Annotated in this window: 24 protein-coding genes and 1 pseudogene; 17 read left to right on the top strand and 8 right to left on the bottom strand. The window is 45.9% G+C overall.

Annotation, left to right across the window (positions count from 1 at the left end; genetic code table 11):
• Nucleotides 1-9: 9 nt before the first annotated feature.
• Nucleotides 10-2,283 (bottom strand): heavy metal translocating P-type ATPase, encoded by a 2,274-nt coding sequence (locus tag ICN45_RS03220; protein WP_216173063.1) that lies wholly within the window; start codon nucleotides 2,281-2,283, stop codon nucleotides 10-12.
• A 51-nt stretch (nucleotides 2,284-2,334) separates the two neighbouring features.
• On the opposite strand from ICN45_RS03220, the gene ICN45_RS03215 reads away from it, so the two are divergent.
• The 12 genes and pseudogenes from ICN45_RS03215 (at nucleotide 2,335) to ICN45_RS03160 (ending at nucleotide 13,395) form a co-directional block, all read left to right on the top strand.
• Complete coding sequence (locus ICN45_RS03215; RefSeq protein WP_216173060.1) at nucleotides 2,335-2,529, top strand: heavy-metal-associated domain-containing protein; 195 nt, start codon at nucleotides 2,335-2,337, stop codon at nucleotides 2,527-2,529.
• A gap of 148 nt (nucleotides 2,530-2,677) precedes the next feature.
• Nucleotides 2,678-3,769 (top strand): annotated as a pseudogene (gene apbC, locus ICN45_RS03210) (iron-sulfur cluster carrier protein ApbC); the annotation flags it as partial.
• Nucleotides 3,770-3,783: 14 nt separating this feature from the next.
• Nucleotides 3,784-4,323: a DUF3305 domain-containing protein gene (locus tag ICN45_RS03205; protein ID WP_216173054.1), complete on the top strand. Its 540-nt coding sequence runs from the start codon at nucleotides 3,784-3,786 to the stop codon at nucleotides 4,321-4,323.
• Nucleotides 4,323-4,943, top strand: coding sequence for a DUF3306 domain-containing protein (locus ICN45_RS03200; RefSeq protein ID WP_216173052.1), 621 nt, complete (start codon nucleotides 4,323-4,325; stop codon nucleotides 4,941-4,943). Before ICN45_RS03205 ends, ICN45_RS03200 begins: the two co-directional genes overlap by 1 nt.
• Nucleotides 4,940-7,030 carry a 4Fe-4S binding protein gene (locus ICN45_RS03195; RefSeq protein ID WP_216173050.1) on the top strand — a complete coding sequence of 697 codons (2,091 nt, stop codon included), beginning with the start codon at nucleotides 4,940-4,942 and terminating at the stop codon, nucleotides 7,028-7,030. The genes ICN45_RS03200 and ICN45_RS03195 overlap by 4 nt, the downstream gene beginning before the upstream one ends.
• Entirely contained in the window at nucleotides 7,027-7,677 is a 651-nt protein-coding gene (locus ICN45_RS03190) for a TorD/DmsD family molecular chaperone (RefSeq protein ID WP_216173048.1), read from the top strand. Before ICN45_RS03195 ends, ICN45_RS03190 begins: the two co-directional genes overlap by 4 nt.
• A gap of 114 nt (nucleotides 7,678-7,791) precedes the next feature.
• Complete coding sequence (locus ICN45_RS03185; protein ID WP_216173045.1) at nucleotides 7,792-8,013, top strand: twin-arginine translocation signal domain-containing protein; 222 nt, start codon at nucleotides 7,792-7,794, stop codon at nucleotides 8,011-8,013.
• 70 nt (nucleotides 8,014-8,083) lie between these two features.
• Nucleotides 8,084-11,062, top strand: a complete 2,979-nt coding sequence (locus ICN45_RS03180; RefSeq protein WP_216173042.1) for a formate dehydrogenase subunit alpha — start codon at nucleotides 8,084-8,086, stop codon at nucleotides 11,060-11,062.
• A gap of 27 nt (nucleotides 11,063-11,089) precedes the next feature.
• Nucleotides 11,090-11,746: a formate dehydrogenase FDH3 subunit beta gene (gene fdh3B, locus ICN45_RS03175; protein ID WP_216173039.1), complete on the top strand. Its 657-nt coding sequence runs from the start codon at nucleotides 11,090-11,092 to the stop codon at nucleotides 11,744-11,746.
• Nucleotides 11,746-11,982, top strand: coding sequence for a hypothetical protein (locus ICN45_RS03170; protein ID WP_216173036.1), 237 nt, complete (start codon nucleotides 11,746-11,748; stop codon nucleotides 11,980-11,982). The genes fdh3B and ICN45_RS03170 overlap by 1 nt, the downstream gene beginning before the upstream one ends.
• A 47-nt stretch (nucleotides 11,983-12,029) precedes the next feature.
• Nucleotides 12,030-13,085 (top strand): formate dehydrogenase subunit gamma, encoded by a 1,056-nt coding sequence (locus ICN45_RS03165; protein WP_216173032.1) that lies wholly within the window; start codon nucleotides 12,030-12,032, stop codon nucleotides 13,083-13,085.
• Nucleotides 13,086-13,095: 10 nt separating this feature from the next.
• Nucleotides 13,096-13,395 (top strand): hypothetical protein, encoded by a 300-nt coding sequence (locus ICN45_RS03160; protein ID WP_216173030.1) that lies wholly within the window; start codon nucleotides 13,096-13,098, stop codon nucleotides 13,393-13,395.
• Nucleotides 13,396-13,399: 4 nt separating this feature from the next.
• Here the strand turns inward: ICN45_RS03160 and ICN45_RS03155 are convergent, their stop codons facing one another.
• Nucleotides 13,400-14,098: an ATP-binding cassette domain-containing protein gene (locus ICN45_RS03155; RefSeq protein WP_255531069.1), complete on the bottom strand. Its 699-nt coding sequence runs from the start codon at nucleotides 14,096-14,098 to the stop codon at nucleotides 13,400-13,402.
• Between the two features lies 1 nt (nucleotide 14,099).
• Nucleotides 14,100-14,795 carry an ABC transporter permease gene (locus tag ICN45_RS03150; protein ID WP_216173024.1) on the bottom strand — a complete coding sequence of 232 codons (696 nt, stop codon included), beginning with the start codon at nucleotides 14,793-14,795 and terminating at the stop codon, nucleotides 14,100-14,102.
• A 66-nt stretch (nucleotides 14,796-14,861) separates the two neighbouring features.
• Between ICN45_RS03150 and ICN45_RS03145 the strand changes: the two genes are divergently transcribed.
• Genes ICN45_RS03145 through cls form a run of 3 tightly spaced genes read left to right on the top strand, consistent with a single transcriptional unit; the run spans nucleotide 14,862 to nucleotide 17,289 of the window.
• Nucleotides 14,862-15,065 carry a hypothetical protein gene (locus ICN45_RS03145; RefSeq protein WP_216173021.1) on the top strand — a complete coding sequence of 68 codons (204 nt, stop codon included), beginning with the start codon at nucleotides 14,862-14,864 and terminating at the stop codon, nucleotides 15,063-15,065.
• A complete protein-coding gene (locus tag ICN45_RS03140; protein ID WP_216173018.1) occupies nucleotides 15,062-15,814 on the top strand; it encodes an endonuclease/exonuclease/phosphatase family protein in 753 nt (250 codons plus the stop codon). The genes ICN45_RS03145 and ICN45_RS03140 overlap by 4 nt, the downstream gene beginning before the upstream one ends.
• On the top strand, nucleotides 15,811-17,289 hold the full coding sequence (gene cls, locus ICN45_RS03135) for a cardiolipin synthase (RefSeq protein ID WP_216173014.1): 1,479 nt from the start codon (nucleotides 15,811-15,813) through the stop codon (nucleotides 17,287-17,289). Before ICN45_RS03140 ends, cls begins: the two co-directional genes overlap by 4 nt.
• Here cls and ICN45_RS03130 read toward each other — a convergent pair.
• The gene (locus ICN45_RS03130) at nucleotides 17,286-18,476 is read right to left on the bottom strand and encodes a CaiB/BaiF CoA transferase family protein (RefSeq protein ID WP_216173012.1); all 1,191 of its coding nucleotides are present in this window, start codon (nucleotides 18,474-18,476) and stop codon (nucleotides 17,286-17,288) included. The genes cls and ICN45_RS03130 overlap by 4 nt on opposite strands.
• Nucleotides 18,477-18,482: 6 nt before the next feature.
• The gene (locus tag ICN45_RS03125; RefSeq protein ID WP_216173009.1) at nucleotides 18,483-19,652 is read right to left on the bottom strand and encodes an acyl-CoA dehydrogenase family protein; all 1,170 of its coding nucleotides are present in this window, start codon (nucleotides 19,650-19,652) and stop codon (nucleotides 18,483-18,485) included.
• Between the two features lie 176 nt (nucleotides 19,653-19,828).
• On the opposite strand from ICN45_RS03125, the gene ICN45_RS03120 reads away from it, so the two are divergent.
• Together ICN45_RS03120 and ICN45_RS03115 are read left to right on the top strand one after the other, a co-directional pair.
• A complete protein-coding gene (locus tag ICN45_RS03120) occupies nucleotides 19,829-21,034 on the top strand; it encodes a CaiB/BaiF CoA transferase family protein (RefSeq protein ID WP_216173006.1) in 1,206 nt (401 codons plus the stop codon).
• Nucleotides 21,034-21,537 carry a YqaA family protein gene (locus ICN45_RS03115; RefSeq protein WP_216173003.1) on the top strand — a complete coding sequence of 168 codons (504 nt, stop codon included), beginning with the start codon at nucleotides 21,034-21,036 and terminating at the stop codon, nucleotides 21,535-21,537. Before ICN45_RS03120 ends, ICN45_RS03115 begins: the two co-directional genes overlap by 1 nt.
• Nucleotides 21,538-21,547: 10 nt before the next feature.
• On the opposite strand, the gene ICN45_RS03110 is transcribed toward ICN45_RS03115, so the two are convergent.
• Genes ICN45_RS03110 through ICN45_RS03100 form a run of 3 tightly spaced genes read right to left on the bottom strand, consistent with a single transcriptional unit; the run spans nucleotide 21,548 to nucleotide 23,981 of the window.
• Complete coding sequence (locus tag ICN45_RS03110) at nucleotides 21,548-22,252, bottom strand: ABC transporter ATP-binding protein (protein ID WP_216173001.1); 705 nt, start codon at nucleotides 22,250-22,252, stop codon at nucleotides 21,548-21,550.
• A gap of 14 nt (nucleotides 22,253-22,266) precedes the next feature.
• A complete protein-coding gene (locus tag ICN45_RS03105) occupies nucleotides 22,267-23,022 on the bottom strand; it encodes an ABC transporter ATP-binding protein (protein ID WP_216172998.1) in 756 nt (251 codons plus the stop codon).
• Nucleotides 23,022-23,981, bottom strand: a complete 960-nt coding sequence (locus ICN45_RS03100) for a branched-chain amino acid ABC transporter permease (RefSeq protein ID WP_216172995.1) — start codon at nucleotides 23,979-23,981, stop codon at nucleotides 23,022-23,024. The genes ICN45_RS03105 and ICN45_RS03100 overlap by 1 nt, the downstream gene beginning before the upstream one ends.
• Nucleotide 23,982: the final 1 nt, after the last annotated feature.

The following is a 23,982-nucleotide window of genomic DNA, read 5'->3' as shown; positions in this document are numbered from 1 at the left end:
CAATAGTTTTTAGCGCTGAGAAGGGCGCCAGCGTTTCAGTAACAGCGCATTACTGAGTACGCAAAAGCTAGAAAGAGCCATCGCGCTACCGGCAAGCATTGGGGAGAGATAGCCAAATGCTGCTAAAGGTATTCCGGTTGAGTTAAAGATAAAAGCCCAGAATAAATTTTGCCGAATTTTTTTCCAAGTTCGATTAGAGATATCAATGGCATCGGCAACTAAGGTCGGATCTCCTCGCATCAAGGTGATGCCAGCGGCTTGCATCGCCACATCTGTTCCAGTGGACATGGCCATCCCAACATCAGCAACCGCTAGAGCGGGCGCATCATTGACGCCATCGCCTACCATCGCAACCCATTGACGTTGATGACCATTTCCGATGGACTGCAGTTTGCGAATGATGTTGGCTTTATTGTCTGGCATGATTTGTGCAAAAACTTCATCAATACCAATAGAGTTACCAACACGAGTCGCGGCCGCGATGTTATCTCCTGAAAGCATCACAGTACGAATATGGAGTTTATGCAAGGAAGTAATCGCTTGAAGTGCATTGCTCTTGAGCTCATCGCCAAATGCAATGATGGCAATCGGGGAAGCTGCGTCGGTATTCATTAATACAGAAACTGTTTGACCCGCATCAAAACAGGCTTGTGCTTTTTGAAGTATCTCTGCTTGATGGGTGTTGGTGTCTAGAGATGCAAGGCTTTGTAAGCAGAGTTTTTGATTCAGCCACGGGCCAGAGCTGGGTTTCCCGCTAATGCCAATCCCAGGAAGTGCCTTACTCTCAGAAGGTGGAATGGGGGTAAGACCTTTTTCCTTGGCTGCATCAAGTAAAGCTTTGGCTAAAGGATGTTCGCTACCCAATTGCAAGCCAGCCGCAGTAGCCAGAATCGCATCTTCATTAACTGAGTTTGTAAAACGAATTAAATTTAAAAGACGGGGCTTGCCAATGGTCAGCGTTCCAGTTTTGTCAAAAGCCACAATCTTGAGACGGTGTGCTAACTCCAGCACTTGGGGGTCTTTAATCAGAATTCCAAAGCGTGCGGCCACACCAGTTCCCGCCATGATGGCAGCTGGAGTGGCTAAACCGAGAGCGCAGGGGCAGGCAATGACCAATACAGATACTGCTCTCAATATGGCAATAGAAGCGGAGTCTAAATAAAACCAATTCGCAAATCCAGTAATGATTGCAATCACGATCACAGTCGGCACAAAGATCGCGCTGACTTGATCCACTAATTTTTGAATGGGGGCTTTCTGGGTTTGCGCATCTTCTACTAATGTGATGATTTTCGACAAGACACTTTCTACACCAACAGCCTTAGCCTCTATCACCAAAACGCCTTCGCCATTCAGAGAGCCGCCAATAACGGTTGCACCTAGGGCTTTCTTGACAGGGGCGCTTTCTCCAGTCAGCAGGGATTCATCAACGTGACTGTTGCCCAAGAGAATCACGCCATCCACAGGAATGCGCTCCCCTGGCAGCACTAATACTCGGTCTCTCGGGAACACTTGATCTAATGGCAGGTCACGATATTGATCTAAAAGAGATCCTTCGGTAATAACAATATTGGGGTCAAGTACCTTCGCATGTTCTGGCCACAGTTTTTGCAATGCTCTAATGGCTTCACTGGTTTGTTGTTTTGCTCTTGCCTCTAACCACTTACCTAAAAGCACCATAGAGATAATGACAGCTGAGCCCTCAAAATAGAGTTCATGAATTGGATGTGATGAAAACAGCATTTGATATACGCTTAAGCCATAGGCGGCACTCGTCCCAAGTGCGACAAGTAAATCCATATTGCCAACCCCGGACATGAGTGCTTTAAAGCCGGCCTTATAAAAACGCCAGCCTAAAAAGAATTGCACTGGACTTGCTAATAGCAGTTGCCACTCCGGCGATAGCGCCCAATGAATGCCAAATGGCATCAGAAACATGGGCAAAAAGAGTGGGGCCGATAAAGTAAAGCTGAGTAGAACTCGACCTAAACCATCCGCCCCCCAAAAAGATTTAGATGGATTTGGTTGAATATCGCCATGGGGGCTACTGATCTTCGCTACATAGCCAGTCTTTTTTACCAAAGCGATTAACTCATCGATGTTGGTCTCGGAATTGGTTTTTAGGCGTATCTTGGCCTGCTCAGTAGCTAAATTCACGGTTGCCGCCTCAACGCCTGGAATCTGATGTAGCGCTTTTTCTACCCGCCCAACACAGGAAGCGCAGGTCATTCCTCCAATATCCAGAGTAATAAATTTGGAATTCGTCTCTTTTGAGGCATTCATATAGAAGATAATCTACTGCATCCATACTCGATTGACTTTAAAAGGGCTGATATGTTGACTCTCAAAGTATCTGGAATGACCTGCGGTGGTTGCATTAATGCCGTTACTCGAGCTATTCAGGCGCAAGACCCTCAGGCAAAGGTGCAGGCCGATTTAGCGACACAAATCGTATCTCTGGAAACTTCTTTATCCGCTGCCCAAGCAAGTGAGCTCATCACAGATGCTGGCTTTCCAGTTTCTAGCTAAATTTCCCAATCCCTTTTAGGGGCTTCAACAGACTCTTGTGGGCTGCTTAAGCAATTTTTCGCTGGTAAGGTTAATCTAGCTGCTATTCAATCATAGCCATAAAAAGTAATCCCTTGTAAATGCTTGGGATTATTCGTCACAGGAGAAGGTAGTGTCAGTTACTGTAGAAGCCGTACAAAGTGCATTAAAAAGTTTGATTGATCCCAATACTAAGATCGACTTTGTAACGGCTAAAAATATTAAAAATTTACGCGTCGAAGATGGAAATGTTTCCTTAGATATTGTTTTGGGTTACCCCGCTAAAAGCCAGTTCGAATCCATCCGTAAATCAGTCATTAATGCTGTGCGTGAAATAGCTGGTGTAAAAAACGTGAGCATCAATGTCAGCAGTCAAGTAGTTGCGCACGCAGTTCAGCGTGGCGTGAAATTATTGCCGGGCGTAAAAAACATTATTGCTGTAGCTAGTGGCAAGGGTGGTGTTGGTAAGTCAACTACTGCGGTTAACTTAGCCCTAGCACTAGCAGCCGAAGGTGCACAAGTCGGAATTTTGGATGCGGACATTTATGGCCCAAGTCAGCCGATGATGTTAGGCATCACAGGTAGACCAGAATCGATTGAAGAAAATACGATTGAGCCAATGGAGGGCCATGGCTTACAAGCCAGCTCGATTGGTTTCTTGATTGAAGCAGATGCCCCGATGGTCTGGCGTGGCCCGATGGTGACTTCTGCCTTAGAACAGCTACTCCGTCAAACCCGTTGGCGTGATTTGGACTATTTGATTGTGGATATGCCGCCAGGTACTGGTGATATTCAGTTGACCCTATCCCAAAAGGTGCCTGTGACAGGCGCAGTCATCGTCACTACTCCACAAGATATTGCTTTATTAGATGCGCGTAAGGGCTTAAAGATGTTCGAGAAGGTTGGTGTACCAATCGTCGGCATTATTGAAAATATGAGTACGTATATTTGTACTCAGTGTGGACATGAAGAGCATATCTTTGGTAGTGGTGGTGGCGAGAAAATGTGTAAAGAATATGGAGTGGATTTCTTGGGGGCATTACCGCTGAATCTTTCCATACGTGAGCAGGCAGATGCTGGCCGTCCAACGGTGGTTGCCGATCCTGATAGCGCTATTAGTGTTATTTATAAAGAGATTGCTAGACAAGTAGCCATTCGTGTTGCTACTCTATCTAAAGATATGAGCAGTAAATTTCCAAATATTGTGGTTCAAAACACCTGAGGCCTTGAGCATTTATGCGCTTTGCAGTTTTAATGCGTAAGCAAAATATTGACAACCCATGGATTTCCTATCGCTGGGTTCCTCAGGAGGTATTGCCTGATTTTGGGCAATTTAGTGATAACAGCAATCCCAAGAATTCTGTCTCCGGCCATTTCCTGGGTCGTGATGCTGATGGTGAGTCTTGGGTATTTACTGGCTATGAACTCAATCTTTTCCCTGATGAAGCCGAAGGGTACTACCTGAATGTTTCCGCAACTACCCCGTGTTGGTTTGTGATGTGGCGTTTAGAGGAAGATATTGATCGATATATCGATGGCCAATCTCTTGCCTTAGCTATGTCTGAAAATACCTTTGCTGTGCCCCATCGTATTTGTGTGAGTTACAACGAAGCAGCTCGACTTCTTGATGGTGGAGAGTCAGTGGACACAGTGCCCATGAGCGATGAGCATGCTTCTTGGTTGCAAGAGTATGTCAACGAGCACTATCGGCCTGAAGTAAAAAAACGCCATAAGCCAGCTTCATTCAAGGGTGCTGAGCGCCCAGCGGAGGAGTAATGGCAGATGGATTTTTAGGTCGTTGGTCTAGACGCAAAGCAGGTAAAGAGGATGAGCTTGCAGAAAAGAGAGTGGATACGACCCCGGCCCCGGTTGCAATTCCTGCTACTCCAGAGCCTGAAGCCCTCCCTCCTGTTTCATTGGAAGACGTTGAGAAGATCGATCGCTTTGACCCAGATTTTTCTGCTTTTATGAAGCCTAATGTGGATCCAACTGTTCAACAAGCTGCTTTGAAGAAGATGTTTACTGACCCCCATTTCAATGTCATGGATGGTTTGGATATTTATATAGGCGATTATTCCAAGCCGGATCCTTTACCGCCGGGGATGCTGGAGAGAATGGTGCAGAGCGATATGCTCAATCTCTTCCGTAAGCCCGCTGATGAGCTGGTTAAAGACGTAAACCAAGAGGCAAACCAAGAAGCAAATCAATTGGCAAATCAAGAAGAAAAACAGACCAATCAACAATCGGCAGAAAAGCAATTGCAAGATGGCTCTTTGGGGACACAAACTCAAACTGATTTAACATCCATCCATTCCTCATCTGAGAAACACAGTGATGAGTTAGATAAATTACCCGTTGAGCCCGCTCAGAAAAAAACTAAAGAAGATAGCGAATGAGTCAAAAATTAGTCTGTAACTGTAATGGCACCATGCCTTTGGATGCAAAGACTATGGGTATCCCCATTCATAATTCCTTGTGCAGACAAGAAGTGGGCTCTTTTTTGAAGGCGCTCGACGGATCTGATTCTTTGGTAGTTGCCTGCACTCAAGAGAGTGCTCTTTTTGCTGAGCTAGCTGATCAAGCTGAAAAACCTTTAGTTGCACCCCTGCGTTTCGTCAATATCCGAGAAGTAGCTGGCTGGACTCAAGAAGCAAAAATATCGGGCCCCAAGATTGCAGCATTACTTGCCTTGGCAGATCTGCCTGAGGCTGAGCCAGTCCCCGTTATCAATTATCAGAGCGAGGGACGGTTACTCATTGTCGGCGCTGGATCTCAAGCGCTACCCTGGGCGGAAAAGTTAAGCCAATCACTCGATGTTTCTGTTTTATGTACAGAGCCTGGTGATTTACCGCTGACGCGGAACTATCCTATTTATTCTGGAGTGGTCACCAAGTTAGATGGTTACCTTGGAAAGTTTTCAGTAGATTGGGATTTGCAAAATCCGATTGATCCTGAGATGTGCACTCGTTGCGGTGCCTGTGTTGAAGTCTGCCCAGAAAATGCGATCGACCTATCGTTCCAGATTGATTTGTCAAAATGTAAGTCGCATCGTTCCTGTGTCACTGCGTGCGCCAGCATTGGCGCAATTTCTTTTGAGCGTAAGGATCTTGAGCGCAATGCAGAATTTGATTTGATCTTGGATTTGCGTGCCGATCCAAAAATGCGCATGAGTCAAACACCGCAGGGTTACTTTGCTCCTGGTAAAGATCCACTAGACCAAGCCCTAGTAGTAAATCAATTACTGGAGATGGTTGGTGAATTTGAGAAGCCTAAATATTTTGCGTATAACGAAAAAGTGTGCGCGCATGGCCGTAACGGTAAGGTAGGCTGCAACTCTTGTATTGATGTTTGTTCGACCGGCGCGATTAGTTCCTTATTCAAAAGTGGCCAAGGTAGTGTCGAGGTCAACCCTAATCTCTGCATGGGCTGTGGTGCCTGTGCCACGGTATGCCCCTCGGGTGCAATGCGTTACAACTACCCGAGTGTTCCGCATCAGGGAAAAGAGCTCAAAACTATCGCCTCAGTATTTACTGCTGAGGCGAAAAAGATTCATCAGGCGATGGCCCCAAGTCTGCTGTTACATACCTTAAAAGTAGGCACCCAGATGATCGATGGTTTGGGTCGAGTAGCGCACTTAAAGCCTAAGCAGTACGAGGGCTTGCCAGCTTTTGTGATTCCTTATGGCATTGAACACATTGCCTCTACTGGTTTAGATCTCTGGCTTGGCGCCTTAACTTATGGATTTGCTGAGGTCGTGTTGCTCTGCAGTGGTGATGAGGACCCAGCCTATCGCGCCGCTCTTGAAGAACAAGCGCATTTGGCTAATGCCATCTTGAATGCTTATGGATTCGATGACCGCATCCGCTTGGTGCTGACTGATTCTGCTGAGGATTTACAAACGGTATCAAAAGCGATGGGGGAACTTCGTCAGCGCGGCTCACTGACTCCAATCTGCCCCCCTTCAAGCTTTGGTTTATCCAATCAGAAGCGTGAAACTGTTGAGGCAGTGCTTGAGTATTTACAAAAACAGGCAAAGACGCCATTGCCTGAAGCAGGAGTTGTCCTTCCAAAATCTTCCTTATTAGGTGGCCTCCTAATTAATAAAGAGGCTTGTACCTTGTGTATGTCTTGTGTAAGTAGTTGTCCTGAGGGTGCGCTATTAGACAACCCAGACGAGCCCAAACTTTCTTTTATTGAAAAGCAGTGTGTGCAATGCGGTATTTGTGTGCAAACTTGTCCAGAACATGCTTTGACGCTTGATCCTCGCCTGCAAACTGTTGAGCAGCGTAAACAAAAGGTGACTTTGAATGAAACCCTAGCTTTTCATTGTATTAGTTGCGGAAAGCCTTTTGGAACCCTGAAGATGGTGGATTTAATGCTCAGCAAGTTGGGTGCGCATGAGGCTTTTGCAGGTGCGGCAATGGATCGGCTCAAGATGTGTAGTGACTGTCGTGTTGTAGATATGGTGAAAAAAGAAATATGAGCGAAATGCCAAAAGAAGCAGCCAAGGAAAGTTCATCGACTGAAGTGGGGGACATTGGTTTACCAGAGGATCTAGCAAGAGCAGATCTATATGGTTTGATCGCAGGCTTTTTCCACCTGCCGCCTGATCAAGAGTTGTTAGATCAAATTGCCGCTACAGCCGATCAACATGATGTTACCGATAATGCTCCCTTGGCTAAATTATGGATGGCTGTCGTAGAGGCAGCTAAAAACAATCCAGCCAAAGCTTGGCAGGATGAGTTTGACCTGAATTTCATTAGCGTAGGTAAGCCCAATATTGTTGTTAATGGCTCCTTCTACATGGCAGGGCACTTAAACGAAAAGCCACTGGTGAATATTCGGAAGGCCTTAGAGGGGTTCGGTCTTGAATCCGCAGAAGAGGTAACCGAAACCGAAGATCATATTTCAGCGCTTTGCGAAGTGATGCGCTACCTGATTGCAGGGGATGATGTCGAAATTTCTAACCTTATAAATCAAAGGGTTTTTTTCAATGCCCATATTCGTCCTTGGTATGACGACTTGTGCGATGCAATAGAGGCTATTCCAGAGATGCATCTTTATCACCCAATCGCCGCGCTGACCAGAGAATTCCTAGCGATTGAAGGGCAGAGTTTTGACATGATTTGATGCTGCACCGCATCAAAGGGAAAGTCCTAACATTCTCACGTGAATGAAATATGTCAAAAATGCAATTACGAATTACACTTAGACTAGTTATGAATAATAAAAAAGGAGCATGCCATGAGCACTAAATCCAATATTGCCGTGAGCGAAGCAAACAAACCCTCCCGTCGCAAGTTTTTTGTAGGTGCAGGCGCTGCCGTAGGTGCTGTTGCTGTTGCCTCACAAACTTCGATTGGTAAAGCCGTTATTCAAGAAATTGGTAGCACAGTAAAAAGTGGAGGCGAAAGCCAGACGATTACTGCGCACATGCGTAAGTACTACGAAACCACCATGCTTTAAATAATTTATTACCGCTAGATATTGATTTAACCCTTACTAAATACATAAAAAACTTTCTCAGGGACCACATATGAGTCTAACTCGTAAATCCAATACCCCACAAAGCAGCCGCTCTACATCACATTTGATTGGTAGCCTATCGCGCGGCTTAAAAGCAGCTGTTCCAACTATGGATCGCCGCACATTCTTGAAGCGTTCAGGAGTGGGTGTAGGCGCCGGTATCGCTGCTAGCCAATTAAGCTTTGTCCAAAAAGCGGTAGCAGAGCCTAGTAAAGCAATGCTGGACGGCAAAGGCAAGATTGAAGTCAAAAGAACTATTTGTACCCACTGTTCAGTAGGTTGCGCTACAGATGCTACTGTTGAAAATGGTGTTTGGGTTCGTCAAGACTCTGTATTTGATTCCCCGATCAATATGGGCTCTTACTGTGCAAAAGGCGCAGCTTTGCGTGAGCATGGCCATGGTGACTATCGTTTGCGCTACCCAATGAAGTTGGTGGATGGCAAGTATCAGCGTATTTCTTGGGATCAGGCATTAACTGAAATTACTGCTCAGATGAAGAGTATTCGTGAGAAGTATTCTCCGGATGCGATGTTCTTCATTGGCTCTTCTAAGCACAACAACGAACAAGCCTACTTACTCCGTAAGTGGGTTTCTTTCTTTGGAACGAACAATACAGACCATCAGGCTCGTATTTGTCACTCAACCACAGTTGCCGGTGTTGCAAACACCTGGGGCTATGGCGCCATGACCAATAGCTATAACGATATGATGAACTCTAAAGCGGCCATGTACATTGGCTCAAACGCTGCAGAGGCACACCCAGTTTCGATGTTGAGCCTTTTGCATGCAAAAGAAAATGGCTGCAAAGTCATCGTAGTGGATCCGCGTTATACCCGTACTGCAGCTAAATCAGATCAGTATGTTCGTATCCGTTCGGGTACAGATATTCCTTTCTTATTTGGTGTTCTGTATCACATCTTCAAAAATGGCTGGGAAGACAAGAAATACATCAACGACCGTGTTTACGGTATGGATGAGATTCGTAAAGAAGTAATGGAGAAATGGACTCCAGCAAACGTAGAAGAGGCTTGCGGTGTTCCAGAAGCACAAATGTATAAAGTTGCTGAAACCATGGCTAAGAATCGGCCTAGTACTGTAGTTTGGTGTATGGGCCAAACGCAGCATACTATCGGCAATTCCATGGTTCGCGCTTCTTGCATCTTGCAGTTGGCCCTAGGTAACGTTGGTAAATCGGGCGGCGGTACTAATATTTTCCGCGGGCACGATAACGTTCAAGGTGCAACGGACGTTGGTCCAAACCCAGACTCCTTGCCTGGCTACTATGGTCTGGCTGCGGGTTCATGGAAACACTTTGCAACTGTTTGGGGTGTTGACTACGAATGGATTAAAGGTCGTTATGCACCAGACATGATGGAGAAGTCTGGAACAACTGTATCTCGTTGGGTTGATGCTGTTCTTGAAAAGAATGACATGATTGATCAGCAAACCAACGTAAAAGGTTTGTTCTTCTGGGGCCACGCTCCAAACTCCCAAACTCGTGGTTTAGATATGAAGCGGGCGATGGACAAACTGGATCTGTTGGTTGTAGTCGATCCGTATCCAAGCGCAACTGCTGCAATGGCGGCAATGCCTCCGGCAGAAGGTCAGGCAGTCAATAAGAGTCGCAATGTTTACTTATTACCAGCCACCACTCAGTTTGAAACCTGTGGGACTGCAACTGCATCAAACCGTTCGCTACAGTGGCGCGAGAAAGTCATCGATCCGCTCTTTGAGTCTGTGCCTGACCATGTTCTCATGCAAGCATTTGCAGATCGCCTAGGCTTCGGCCAAGAATTGTCGGTCAATTACAAAATGCTTAACTCTAAATTTGCCGGTAAGCAGTGGAGAGAGCCAGAGATCGAATCTATTTTGCGTGAAATCAACCGTGGTGTATGGACGATTGGTTACACCGGTCAAACTCCAGAGCGTCTCAAAGCGCACATGAGAATGGTTGCTACATTTGATCCGAAGACCCTGAAATCCCGTGGTGGTGTTGATCCAGTAACTGGCTATGACACCACTGGTGATTACTATGGCTTGCCTTGGCCTTGCTACGGTACCGCAGCGATCAAACATCCTGGCTCACCAAATCTCTATGACACTAGTAAGAGTGTGATGGAGGGTGGTGGTAACTTCCGTGCCAACTTTGGTGTTGAGCGTGAAGGTAAGAACTTGCTGGCTGAGGATGGTTCCTATTCCAAGGGTTCTGCAATTACCACGGGTTATCCAGAGTTCGATCACGTATTTGTGAAAAAACTAGGTTGGTGGGATCAATTAACCGAGGATGAGAAAAAGCTTGCTGAAGGTAAGAACTGGAAGACTGACTTATCTGGCGGTATCCAGCGCGTCGTGATGAAGAACGGTTGCCATCCATTTGGTAACGCCAAGGCCAGAGCGGTTGTTTGGAACTTCCCAGATGCAGTTCCTATTCACCGTGAAGCCCTCTACAGTACCAACGCGCCGATGATGCGTAAGTACCCAACGTCTGCAGATAAGAAGAATTTCTGGCGCTTGCCAACGCTCTTCAAGTCAGTTCAGGATCAAAACTTAAATCTGAAGCTGTATGAAAAGTTCCCAATTATTCTGACTTCAGGCCGTTTGGTCGAGTATGAGGGTGGTGGAGACGAAACCCGTTCTAACCCATGGTTAGCTGAGCTACAACAAGAAAACTTTGTGGAGATTAATCCAAAAGCTGCAGCGGATCGGGGCATTAAGAACTGGGATTATGTTTGGGTCATATCGCCAACAGGTGCCAAGATCAAGGTACGTGCAATGCTGACTGAACGTGTGGATCAAGGTACAGCCTTTGTGCCATTCCACTTCGCTGGTTGGTGGCAGGGTGCGGACTTGCGTAAATACTATCCAGAGGGCGCTGCCCCAGTAGTTCTGGGTGAGGCAGTCAATACTGCAACTACTTATGGTTATGACCAGGTAACGATGATGCAAGAGACTAAAACCACTATGTGTCAAATCGAAAAATTTGCCTAAGTTAAAAAATAAAGTCAGGAGAACACAATGGCAAGAATGAAATTTATCTGTGACACAGAACGTTGCATCGAATGTAACGGTTGTGTGACTGCATGTAAGAACGATAATGAAGTGCCTTGGGGCGTCAATCGCCGTCGCGTTATTACGGTGAATGACGGCATCATTGGTCAGGAAAAATCAGTTTCAGTGGCGTGTATGCACTGTAGTGATGCACCTTGTATGGCTGTTTGCCCAGTAGATTGTTTCTACCGCACTGATGAAGGTGTTGTCCTGCATGACAAAGATATTTGTATTGGTTGTGGCTACTGCTCCTTTGCCTGCCCATTTGGTGCGCCACAGTTCTTGAGTCAAGGTGCTTTTGGTACTCGTAGCAAGATGGATAAGTGCACCTTCTGTAGTGGGGGTCCAGAAGCAAATGGTAGCGTTGCCGAGTTTGAGAAATATGGCCGTAATCGTCTAGCTGAAGGCAAGTTGCCACTCTGTGCAGAAATGTGTTCAACCAAGGCTTTAATTGGTGGTGATAGCGATATTATTTCTGGAATCTTCAATAACCGGGTTGCTACTCGCGAGAAGAATGGCAAGTATGCTGGTTCTAAGGCATTTGGTTGGACTACTGCCTATGGTGGTCCGGATACCCCAGCGCCAACTCCAACCCCTGCTGCAAAAATTCCAGGAGCTAACTAATGAAATTCAATTTCAGAACTCTCGGTATGTGTTTTGCAGCAGCAACGCTTTTGGCCGCATGTTCTGAGCCACCAGAAATTGCTGCCAAGGTTGCTAAGCGTCCAGACGTAGCCCCATATATGGGTGCCGATAATGGGTTCATGACAAAAAACTGGGCCCCTGGAAATCAGGGCAGTTGGACTGAATCAGTTGACAAGCGCAATCAAGGTCAAAACGAATACAGTCGCGTTAAGTGATCAACTAAACAACAATAAATAAAACGAAAACGTTTAAGGACATGTGTATGAAACGATCATTCTCTAAAGTTCTACGCACTTTGGTGGTGGCTACAGGTCTGTCGCTCAGTCTAGCGAGTGGAGTAAGTTATGCAGAGCGCGCGCCAATGGCGCCGCTGCCCTCTCCTAGCGGAGTGGATATTCCTCCTAGGTCAGTGCCAGCCAATCCCGATAGCCTTGCTAATGGGACCCAGGCCCAATCACAGCCAGCGAATCCATCAATCTTTACCTCTGCCAATAGCGACCCCTATAACTTCGTCAGCATCCCAGATAAAGAAGCCAGCGTTCTGATTCAGCGCTCTGGTCAAGAATGGCGTCTGATTCGTAACGGTATCATCACCGTTTACGGTGGTTGGTTATTGGCGATTGCATTCTTCGGTATCGCTGCGATGTATATATTGAAGGGCTCAATCAAGCTGCATGAGCCAATGTCTGGTGTAAAAATTAAACGCTTCAGCCTCTTCGACCGGTTTGTTCACTGGACGATGGCTGCTAGCTTTTTAGCTTTGGCCTTTACAGGACTGCTTATCCTCTACGGAAAATATTTTGCAATGCCAATTATGGGTGGAGTTGCTTATGGCTCATTCTTGGATGTTTGTAAAAACATCCACAACTTCACTGGCCCACTCTTCACAATTTGTATTGTCGTTTTCTTCTTACTCTTTGCGCATAAGAATTTACCTGGCAAAGGTGATATGGCTTGGTTCCTTTCCTTTGGTGGAATATTTAGTGGCAAGCATGTACCAGCTGGTTTCTTTAATGGCGGTGAAAAGGTCTGGTTCTGGTTTGGCATGACTTTCTTGGGATTAGTCATTTCTGCATCTGGCTTTGTGCTCGATATGATCGTGCCATTCATGACGATTGAGTACACTCGTGGGACGATGCAGATCGCCAACATCATTCATAGCAGCGCTGCCATATTGATGTCAGCGATGGCAATGGGCCACATCTATATCGGTACTATTGGTATGCAAGGGTCAATTGATGGCATGAAGACGGGTTATGTTGATGCTACTTGGGCTAAAGAGCACCATGAGCTCTGGTATGACAAACTGAATAAATAAGGACAAGGCCATGAAAAAAATCATTGCTTTTACATTTTGTGCATTTGTATCTGCTTCGGCATTTGCAACTCTGCCTCCATTGACACCTGAAGCACAGGAGGCTGCAGCTCTGGCGAAGGCTAAAGCTGCTTATGGCGATAGGATGGGTGCCTATCAACTTTGCCAAGCGCAAAATCGAGTTGCTGATCGATTCAAGGTAGCTGGTACGGCAGCACCTGCTGCATGCACAGCACCTCCACCGTTTGTTGCTCCAGTTACTGCGGCTGTAGCACCAGCCACGGCACCAGCAGCTGCGCCAGCAGCAAAGTAGTTACTTAATCAGTTAGCAATTCTTGATGTAGGTAGCGTTTAGCAGCCTGCGTTTGGGGATCTAAAAAGAAGGGGCCTACGGGTCCCTTTTCTTTTATCTCACCCTGATCAATAAAGATAATGTACTCGGCCAGTCTTTGTACTTGTGCAAGTTGATGAGATGAAAAAATCACATCCGTTGCATTTCGATCAAATTGACGGATGATGTCTTCGACTTGCTCGGTAGTATTGGGATCGAGGTTGGCTGTTGGCTCGTCTAATAAAACCAAGTTCGGTTTTTGTAAAATTACCCTACCCAAGCACAGCTTTTGCCTTTCACCGGCAGAGAGTTTGTGCGCAGGGCTAGAGGCCAGTTTACCAAGACCCACTCGGTCAATCACTTCATTAATTTGGGTTGCAGTAATTGAAGAATCAGCATCTGTCACGATGCCCAAATTGGCTTTGGTTGAAGCCTTAATCATGGGAGTGTGATGCAAAACTAATGCGGTTTTATGGGTGAATGAATATTTCACTGTTCCCGTATCTGGCTTGATGAGGCCGTCTAACAGTTTCAATAAGGTGGTCTTTCCCGCTCCATTCGGACCAATGCAGGCAGTAATACGATCAGCTGGAATAATGGCGTGAGGAATATTGAGAATAATCCTCCCATTACTTTTTACCGTAATGTCTTTGAGTTCAACGTACTTCTCAAATTGTTCAGTCATATTACCCATAGCGACGCTCTGCAATTTGACGCACAGCAAAAGTAAACAGGTTAGCCAACAGCACAATTCCAAGTAAGACAATCCCGAGTGCTAATGCAAGTGGAAGATCGCCTTTGCTAGTTTCTAAGGCAATAGCGGTAGTCATCGTTCTGGTGGAATGATCAATATTGCCGCCGACGATCATGACGGCACCAACCTCAGAAATGGCCCTAGCGAGTCCAGCAAGGATGGCAATTGTGAGGGAGAAACGGCAATCCCATATAAGCCATTTATAGCGCGCCATAGGCGGTAACCGGAGGCTTAGGAAGGAGTCACGGTGAATTCTCCAGGAATCTTCCAAGATTTGCCTGCTCAGAGCGGCGATGAGAGGCGTTGTGAGCAACACTTGGGCCAAGATCATACCTTTGGGTGTAAATAGCCACCCCCAAGCCCCTAGAGGCCCCGTCCGAGACAGCATTAAATAAACGATCACACCAACAATGACAGTAGGGACACCCATGAGGGTATTTAAAGTCACAATAATCCACTTTTTACCGCTAAATTCCTCTGTGGCCAACAGGGCGCCGATTGGAAGTCCCAGCAGGGTCCCAAAGAATAGGGCGCTTAGGCTTACTTGAAGAGAAACCAGGACGATTCCGATCACTCCACCATCTAGATGGGCAAGTAAAGCAAGGGCGTCTTGAAAAGCAATCAACATGCGCTTGATTCTATCAAGCCAATGGCAAAATAGGACGAATGAGATCTTTTATCCAATTTTTGACTTATGGCTGAAGTGATATGCCTCTGTAATGAGGTCCTCGATGTAGATTTGCGAGAGTATCTAGATACTCACTCAATAAGCTCAATTGAAGACTTGCGTGAGCAGGCATCCATTTGTAATAAGTGTATGCAGTGCCAAGACTTGGTTGAGGGTGAAATTTATCAGGCAAGACTGAGGCGGCAGCGTGCTGCAGGAGAGTTTTCATGACTCAAAATAACAGCGCGCGTTTTTCGGTAATCAGTATGAATGTGCATAAAGGCTTATCTCCTTTGCATCGGCATTCAACTATTTATCAATTACGCCAGAAAATGCGTACTCACTATCCTGACCTATTATTTTTACAAGAGCTACAACAAGAGCACCGTGGCAGAGTGAAGCGTTTTGGGCACTGGCCGCTAACAGAACTAACCCATTTTTTGTCAGAAGACTTTTGGCATGACTGGCATTACGGAAAAAACGTGGAGTACCCCGATGGTCACCACGGCAACGCCATACTTTCTAAGCATCCACTACATAAGGGTACGAATTACGATATTTCGGCATATCGCTTTGAACGGCGTGGACTCCTACATAGCATCATTCAGTTTGAAGGTGCAGATAAACCAATTCATTGTTTCTGTGTGCACCTCGCTTTATTTGAGAGAGGAAGAGAGCGGCAATTAGACGAAATTATTGGTTATATTGAAGAACTTACACACGATGGACCTACCATCGTAGCTGGAGACTTTAATGATTGGCGAAACCGCATTAGTGCTCCAATGAGGGCGGCGGGATTTAATGAGGTATTTGAAGTATTGACCGGATCTCCGGCTAAGACATTCCCAAGTATGAAGCCCTTACTGCCAATGGATCGCATTTATGTAAGAGGCCTCAAGATTCATTCTGTAGAAATTCTGCATGAATGGATGAAGTTATCCGACCACCTAGGAATTACTGCTGAATTGGAACTGCTATGAATGGTTTGTTGGCTGAAATTTTGCATCTATCACTCAATTTAAATTTTGATTGGATTTTATTAATCCATTTCATCTTGGTGACTTACTTTATTGGCGTGATTATTTCGGTGAGAAGACCGGTTGGTGTGGCATTTGCCTGGATCTTCATTGTGATGAGTTTCCCAGTCGTGGGTATCTGCTTGTATGTGCTCATCGGAGAGCGTCCTGTAGGTCGCAAACTTACCAGAAAAATTAATCGCATGAATCGGGAATATTCTGTGATCACTGAGGACATGCGCAGAAATTACGCTGATGATAAGCAGAAGCTACCAATTGAAGCCCGTTTGTTTAGTCATTTAGCAGCATCAAATAATGGCACGCCAGTGGTTGCAGGCAATCAGGTTGAGTTACATACGAATTCATTACAAATCCTGCAACTCTTTATTGATGAAATTAATCAGGCCAAAGAAAGCCTGCATCTAGAGTTCTATATTTGGGCTTTAGGTGGCGATGCCGATCGAGTAGGTGAGGCAATGATTGCAGCCGCAAAGCGAGGCATTGCTTGCCGGGTTTTATTAGATTCATTAGGAAGTAAAGATTGGTTTAAATCTAAATGGCCAGCCCGCTTTCGGAATGCAGGGATTGAGGTAACGGAAGCATTACCAATCCAGATTGGAAGATTTCAATTTCGTCGCGCCGATATACGCTTGCATCGTAAGATATTCGTAATCGATAGCGCTATCGTTTGGACTGGGAGTATGAATTTGGTTGACCCCCGCACCTTTAAGCAAGATTCTGGAGTGGGTGAGTGGGTTGATGCCATGGTGCGGGTTGAGGGCCCGGTGGCCGCTCAGTTTGAGCTGACCTTCTCGTTTGATTGGAGCGTTGATAACCCAAAGATTACCCATTTCAAAGATCACAAGCCGCCAATAGCGCCTCGTGAGGGTGGAGTCATTGCGCAGGAATTTGCTTCAGGTCCGGTATATCGGGACGATATTTTGTATCAAGTGATGCTCTCAGCGATTGTTGATGCGAACGAAGAGTTGACGATTACGACGCCCTACTTTGGTCCGGATGATGGTCTGATGCAAGCGCTGATGGCAACTGCTCGGCGTGGGGTAAAAGTCACCTTAATTGTGCCCAAATTAAATGATTCAAAACTGGTTGCTTGGAGTAGTAAAAGTTATTACGCAGACCTCTTAAATTCAGGGGTATTGATTGCTGAGTTCCATGGTGGTCTTCTGCACACTAAGAGTTTGATGGTTGATAGAAAAGCAGCGATCTTTGGGTCCGTCAATTTTGACCAACGTAGCCTACGACTAAACTTTGAAATCAGTCTTATTGTGTATGACGGTGATTTTTGTGCAAAGCTCGAAACCTTAATCGAGTCCTACTTAGCACAGTCTGATTACGTCAACCCCAAGTTATGGGCAGAGCGTCCGCGCTGGCAGCATTATTTAGAAAATGCGGCACATCTCACTTCGCCGCTACTTTAGATTGCGCCACTAGCGCGCATACTGGTGATCGCAGATTCTGTCATTCCTAGTTCTTTCAGAATGGCATCGGTATGCTCTCCCACCTCTGGAATGGGATCCATGCGATAGTCGTAGCTGTCATTGAGTCCTGGTGGTAAAAGCGCCGGGATGGGGCCTGCCGGGGTATCAACCTCCGCCCAGCGATTACGCGCCTTGAGTTGTTGATGATTCCAAAGACCCTCCATATCATTCAGATGGGCATTGGCAATTTGGGCTTTATCTAGTTTTGCGATCAGTTGTTCAGCCGTTAACTTACTAAAGCAGGTTTCAATAATTTCTAGTAGCTCAACTCTCTTCTCATTGCGCTTAAAGTTTTTATTGAAACGTTCATCTTGTGCGAGCTGGGGATTTTCTAATACCGTTTCACAAAACTGCGCCCATTCGCGTTCATTTTGCAGTCCTAGCATGACAGTCTTACCATCGCCTGCTTTAAAGGGTCCGTATGGATAAATGGTAGCGTGTGAGGCACCGTTTCTGGAGGGTGCTGCAGCTCCCTTATGAGCGTAATACATCGGAAAGCTCATCCATTCGCTCAGCGCTTCCAACATAGAAATATCAATGACAGTGCCTTTACCGGTTTTTCCTCTTTGCAATAGAGCGGCTAATATATTGCTATAGGCGTACATACCAGCAGCAATATCAGCGATGGAGTTACCAGCCTTACTTGGGGTATCTGGTGTACCAGTGATAGAGAGGAATCCAGCCTCACTTTGGATGAGTAAGTCGTAGGCTTTCTTATCTCGATAAGGCCCATCACTGCCATAGCCAGAGATAGCGCACATAATTAACTGCGGATTGTCTTTTTGCAGCACTTCTGCGGTAAGTCCCATCCGAGCTGCCGCTCCTGGCGCCAGATTTTGTACAAAGACATCAGCAGTTTTTAGTAGATTCTTTAAAACCGTTACCGCAGATTCTTGTTTGAGATCGAGTGTCAAACTTTCTTTAGAACGATTAACCCAGACAAAGTGAGAGCAGAGCCCCTCAACTCGGGTGTCATATCCCCTTGCAAAGTCACCGTCACCAGGACGTTCGATCTTGATGATTCGTGCCCCCAAATCCGCTAGCTGACGGGTACAAAAGGGTGCAGCGATGACATGCTCTAAGGCAACAACAGTAATTCCATCTAAGGGACGAACGCGCATATTCATTTCCAATTAGAAGGATCTAGGTAGACCCAGAACATGCTCGGCTATATAAGAGTAGATCAAGTTAGTGGAGATTGGTGCTACTTGGTATAGACGAGTTTCTCTGAACTTCCGCTCTACATCATATTCATTGGCAAATCCAAAGCCACCATGCGTTTGAATACACACGTTCGCTGCCTCCCATGAGGCTTTAGCAGCTAGGTACTTGGACATATTTGATTCAGGGCCACAGGGCTGGTGAGCATCAAAGAGTTCACATGCTTTGAAGCGCATGAGATTGGCTGCTTCAGTTTCGATATAGCTTTCCGCAATCGGAAATTGGATGCCCTGATTTTTGCCAATCGGACGATCAAAGACTACGCGATCATTGGCATAACGTCTCGCTTTATCAATAAACCAATAGGCGTCACCAATACATTCCGCAGCAATCAGTACCCGTTCTGCATTTAAGCCATCTAAAATATATTTAAAACCTTGGCCTTCAGTACCAATAAGATTCTCTGCTGGGATTTCTAAATGATCAAAGAACACTTCATTGGTTTCGTGATTCACCATATTGGCAATCGGTCTGATTTCCATCCCTTTACCAATGGAATCGGCTAGATTGACGATGAAGATTGACATGCCTTCAGATTTGCGTTGTACTTCACTAATGGGTGTTGTGCGTGCTAACAAAATCATTAAATCAGAATGCTGAATGCGGGAGATCCAAACCTTCTGACCATTTATTACATACTTGTCGCCTTTTTTGACTGCAGTGGTTTTCAATTTGGTGGTATCGGTACCAGTTGTGGGCTCTGTCACTGCCATACTTTGCAGGCGTAGCTCACCATTCGCAATCTTGGGCAGATACAGTTGTTTCTGTGCCTCAGATCCATGTCTGAGCAAAGTACCCATGTTGTACATTTGGCCATGACATGATCCCGCGTTTCCACCAGAAAAGTTAATTTCCTCCATGATGACTGAGGCCTCTGCTAAACCTAATCCTGAGCCACCATATTCTTCAGGGATCAAGGCGGCTAACCAACCTGCTTCGGTAATCGCGTTAACAAATGCTTCTGGGTAGGCTCGTTCGTGGTCTACTTTTTGCCAATAGCTAGAGTCAAATTTTCCACAAAGATCACGTAAAGCCTCACGCATATCTTGATATTGATCTGGCTTAGGAATGGGTAGGTTCATGAAAGTCTCAATTGATAGGTTTTACGGATAATTTTCTTATTTAGGTGCTAGTTTAAGCAAGATTTGAAAATACTGGAAAATGATAGAAATAGGGCGAAAATAGGCTATTTGTGATTTAGATAAACTCGGTAAATAGACTAACGGCAAATAGACTAAATAAGGGCACAGACTTTTCAATGCAGAATAATCACCAACAAATCCTCGCAGGGGTCAAAGTGTTAGAGCTTGGCCAACTCATTGCTGGTCCATTTGCGTCTAAAACGCTTGCGGATTTTGGGGCTGAGGTTATTAAGGTGGAGTCTCCAGGTGAAGGGGACCCTTTGCGCAAATGGAGAATGCTTCATGAGGGCACTTCAGTTTGGTGGCAAGCGCAATCGCGCAATAAACAATCGATTTGTTTAGATCTTCGTGTAAAAGAAGGTCAAGCCATTGCCAGGAAATTGGCGCTCGAGGCCGATGTGGTCATTGAAAATTTTCGGCCAGGGACTCTAGAGAAGTGGGGTCTTGGCTGGGAAGATCTTCATAAAGCCAATCCGAAACTCATTATGTTGCGCATCTCTGGTTATGGTCAGGATGGGCCAAGGCGAGATGAGCCTGGCTTTGCTGCCATTGGTGAAGCAATGGCTGGCTTACGTTACATCACAGGCCATCCTGGCGAGGTTCCGGTTAGGGCTGGCGTTTCTCTTGGAGATACCATCGCGGGCCTTCATGGGGCTATTGGCGTCTTATTGGCCCTCTATGAAAGGGATGCTCGAGGTGGACAAGGGCAAATGATTGACGTTGCTTTATATGAGGCAGTATTTAATTTGACTGAGAGTCTCTTGCCCGAGTATTCCGCTTTTGGCGCAATACGTCAGCCAGCTGGGGGCGCCTTGCCTGGGATTGCACCATCTAATGCCTATTGCTGTAGTGATGGCCAGTATGTCCTGATTGCTGGCAATGGAGACTCCATTTATAAGCGTTTGATGACTCTCATTGGTCGATCGGACTTGGGTGAGGATCCTACGCTTGCGCACAATGACGGACGTGCAAAGCGCGCTATCGAAATTGATGCAGCGATTAATGCTTGGACCGCGACGCTAGGTCTGGATGAAGTGATTCAGGCCCTAAAACACGCTGACGTACCCTCAGGAAAAATCTACACCGCAAAAGATATTGCTGAAGATCCCCACTATCAGGCGCGTGGTGTAATTGAAACTGTGCAAGCAGCCAATGGCCTTAAGGTACAGGTTCCTGGGATCATTCCTAAGCTTTCTCAAAATCCTGGTGCAATTCGTTATCGTGCCCCTACGCTAGGGGAGCATACTGATGTCGTTCTCAAATCTGCTGGCCTTACTGAAGAACAAATCGCTATCCTGAAAAAATCAGGAATTCTGGCTTAATGGATCCATTCTTTGAGCATTTTTTTGGCTGGTTTGGAATGCCAGCCATTGGTTTGCCTGCGGTATTCATCAGCGCATTTTTATCGGCAACTTTGCTGCCGGTCGGTTCCGAGCCAATTCTATTTGGCTATATTACGATCAACCCACATCTTTATTGGATTGCAATCCTTGTCGCTACTGTTGGCAATACCTTGGGAGGGATGTTTGATTGGTGGCTAGGTTTTTTGGCTAGCAAAGGAATTAAGTCAGTCGAAATTAAGACCAAGGGCCGTCTGCACACATGGCTGAAAGACTGGGGTCCCAAGATACTGCTTCTAGCCTGGTTACCTGGTGTTGGAGATCCTCTTTGTGTTGCAGCAGGCTGGCTGCGTTTAGCCTGGTTCCCTTGCATGGTGTATATGTTCTTTGGAAAATTACTCCGCTATCTCAGCATGACTTGGTTACTCACCCTTGTCCCCGATAGCGTGTGGCAGCAATTAGGACGTTGGTTACATATTCTCTAATGCAGCTGCTTTAAACCGCGCAATACTTCTGCTGAATCTCGTCATTATTTAAGAGATTTTGGGCAGTGTCGTGAAACACAATCTCACCTTGATCCAAGATATAAGCCCGGTCTGAAATCTTTAATGCTTGTTGTACGTTTTGCTCAACCAGCAGAATAGTGAGGCCTTGAGCTTTGAGATTGGCAAAAAGCGCAAACATTTCTTCGACGAGCACTGGCATGATGCCTTCCGAGGGTTCATCTAGTAGGATGACTTTTGGTTTACCGATCATCGCTCTAGCAATCGCCAGCATTTGTTGCTCACCTCCCGACATTGAAGTGCCATCTTGATCAAGACGTTCTTTAAGTCTAGGAAAGGTTTCAGCGATTTCATCTACTAAGGCACTCATATCGCCACGATTTTTCTGGGCAATCACTCCCAGCTCTAGATTTTCTTTGACAGTGAGTCCTGGGACGATACGCCGATCCTCTGGAACATAAGCAAGCCCCAAGTGAAAGCGCTCATGGGCCGGTAAATCTAAAAATGACGTGCCATCAATAGATGCTTTACCTTGACGTTTGGATAAGAGGCCCATCAAGGTCCGCAGGGTAGTAGTCTTGCCAGCACCATTACGTCCCATCAAGGTAACAATCTCACCTTTATTCACCTGTAAGGAGACTCCCTGTAAGACGTGACTTCGGTCGTACCAGGCGTTTAGGTTTTCAAGCTGCAACATAGAGGACCTTTAAATTAACCTTGGCCTAAGTACACGCGACGTACTTCAGCATTATTTTGGATTTCTTCAGGAGTACCTTCAGCCAAAAATTCTCCATGATGAAGAACGATGATGCGTTTGCAAAGACCCATGATGAGTTTCATCTTGTGTTCAACCAAAATGACAGTGCGTTCACTGGCTAAAGTTCGAATGAGATCCATCATCACTAGTGTTTCCTCTGGGGACATCCCTGCAGTAGGCTCATCCAGTAGCAGTAGACTGGGATTACAAGCTAAAGCCATAGCAATTTCTAGGGCGCGCTGTTGACCATGGGCTAAGTCGCCAGTCTTCTTATTACGTAAATGCTCGAGATTGACGCGGCGAAGCAATTGATCAGCTAACTCAATAGGTTCAGGATAACTTTGGGCATTACGAAGAAAATCATAACGCGCAGTTTCCATTTGCGCAGCAACACGTACATTTTCATGAACGCTCAGCTGCTTGAATACGTTGGTGATTTGAAAGCTTTTCGATATACCAATGCGTGCAAACTCATATTGCTGCATGCCAGTGATATCTTTGCCATTAAATAAGATTTGTCCACTACTTGGAGGAAAGGCGCCACTTAAGACATTAAAGAAAGTGCTCTTACCTGCACCGTTAGGACCAATGATGGCAGTCAGTGATCCAGGCATAAAGCTGGTGGATACATCTTGTAGAGCTTTAAACTTACCAAAACTCTTGCTGATATTACGCGCCTCAAGGATTGGAGTGGTTGATGGGCTATTCATTATTTTGAATCCCGCTGAATGTTGAGCTTGCTCAGAATTGTTCCCCAGATGCCCTTAGGGAAAAATAGTACAAAGAACATGAAGACCAAACCGATCACAGCCATCCAATGTTTAGTGAAGCTGGTAACAACATCTTCCAGGTACAGCATGACGGCCGCGCCAATAAAAGGCCCAAAAAAAGTGCCCATACCACCTAAGATACTCATCATGACGGCTTGACCGGATTGCAAGTAGTGCAAAGAGTCAATTGGTACGATGGAGAGGTGGAGGGCGCGAAGTGATCCCGCTAAGCCACAAATCGCTGCTGAGAGGACGAAGACCAAGAGCTTTGTTTTTGCAACATCAAAACCACAGGCTGCAGCACGTTTCTCATTTTCCCGAATCGCCTCCATGACTGCACCTAATGGTGAATTCAGAATGCGAGAGATTAGCCAGATTGCGATAACAACAAAAAATAAGATGATGTAGTACTTCACTAGCGGATTTAAAAAATCGACTGGAATTCCAAGGATATTGAATGTATCTACTCGGACACCCCGTAAACCATTCTCACCACCAGTAAAACTTTCCGCTTTATAGAAAATATAGTAAACAATTTGACCGAGCGCTAAGGTCACCATAGAGAAGTAGATGCCGCGCGTACGAATTGCCAGAAAGCCCATAATGAGTCCACCAAGCGCTGCACCCACTACGCCAATCAGAATGGCAGCCGCCCAAGGCACTCCGTAATGAACGATGGCAATGCCGGTGAAGTAGCTGCCAATACCTAAGAAGGCCGCATGACCAAATGAGAGTAGACCCATGTAGCCAAATAAGAGATTAAATCCCATGGCAAACAAGCCGAAGATCAAAATGTTAATCGCCAAGGCCTCGTAGGGCATGATGAATGGAAATATCGCCAGGAAAAGGGTGCTGGCTAGCACTCGGTGACGTGCAATGAGTTGGAAAAATGACTTCATC

The organism is Polynucleobacter alcilacus (genome assembly GCF_018881545.1).
GTDB lineage: Bacteria > Pseudomonadota > Gammaproteobacteria > Burkholderiales > Burkholderiaceae > Polynucleobacter > Polynucleobacter alcilacus.
This window is presented reverse-complemented; position numbering and strand designations above follow the sequence as displayed.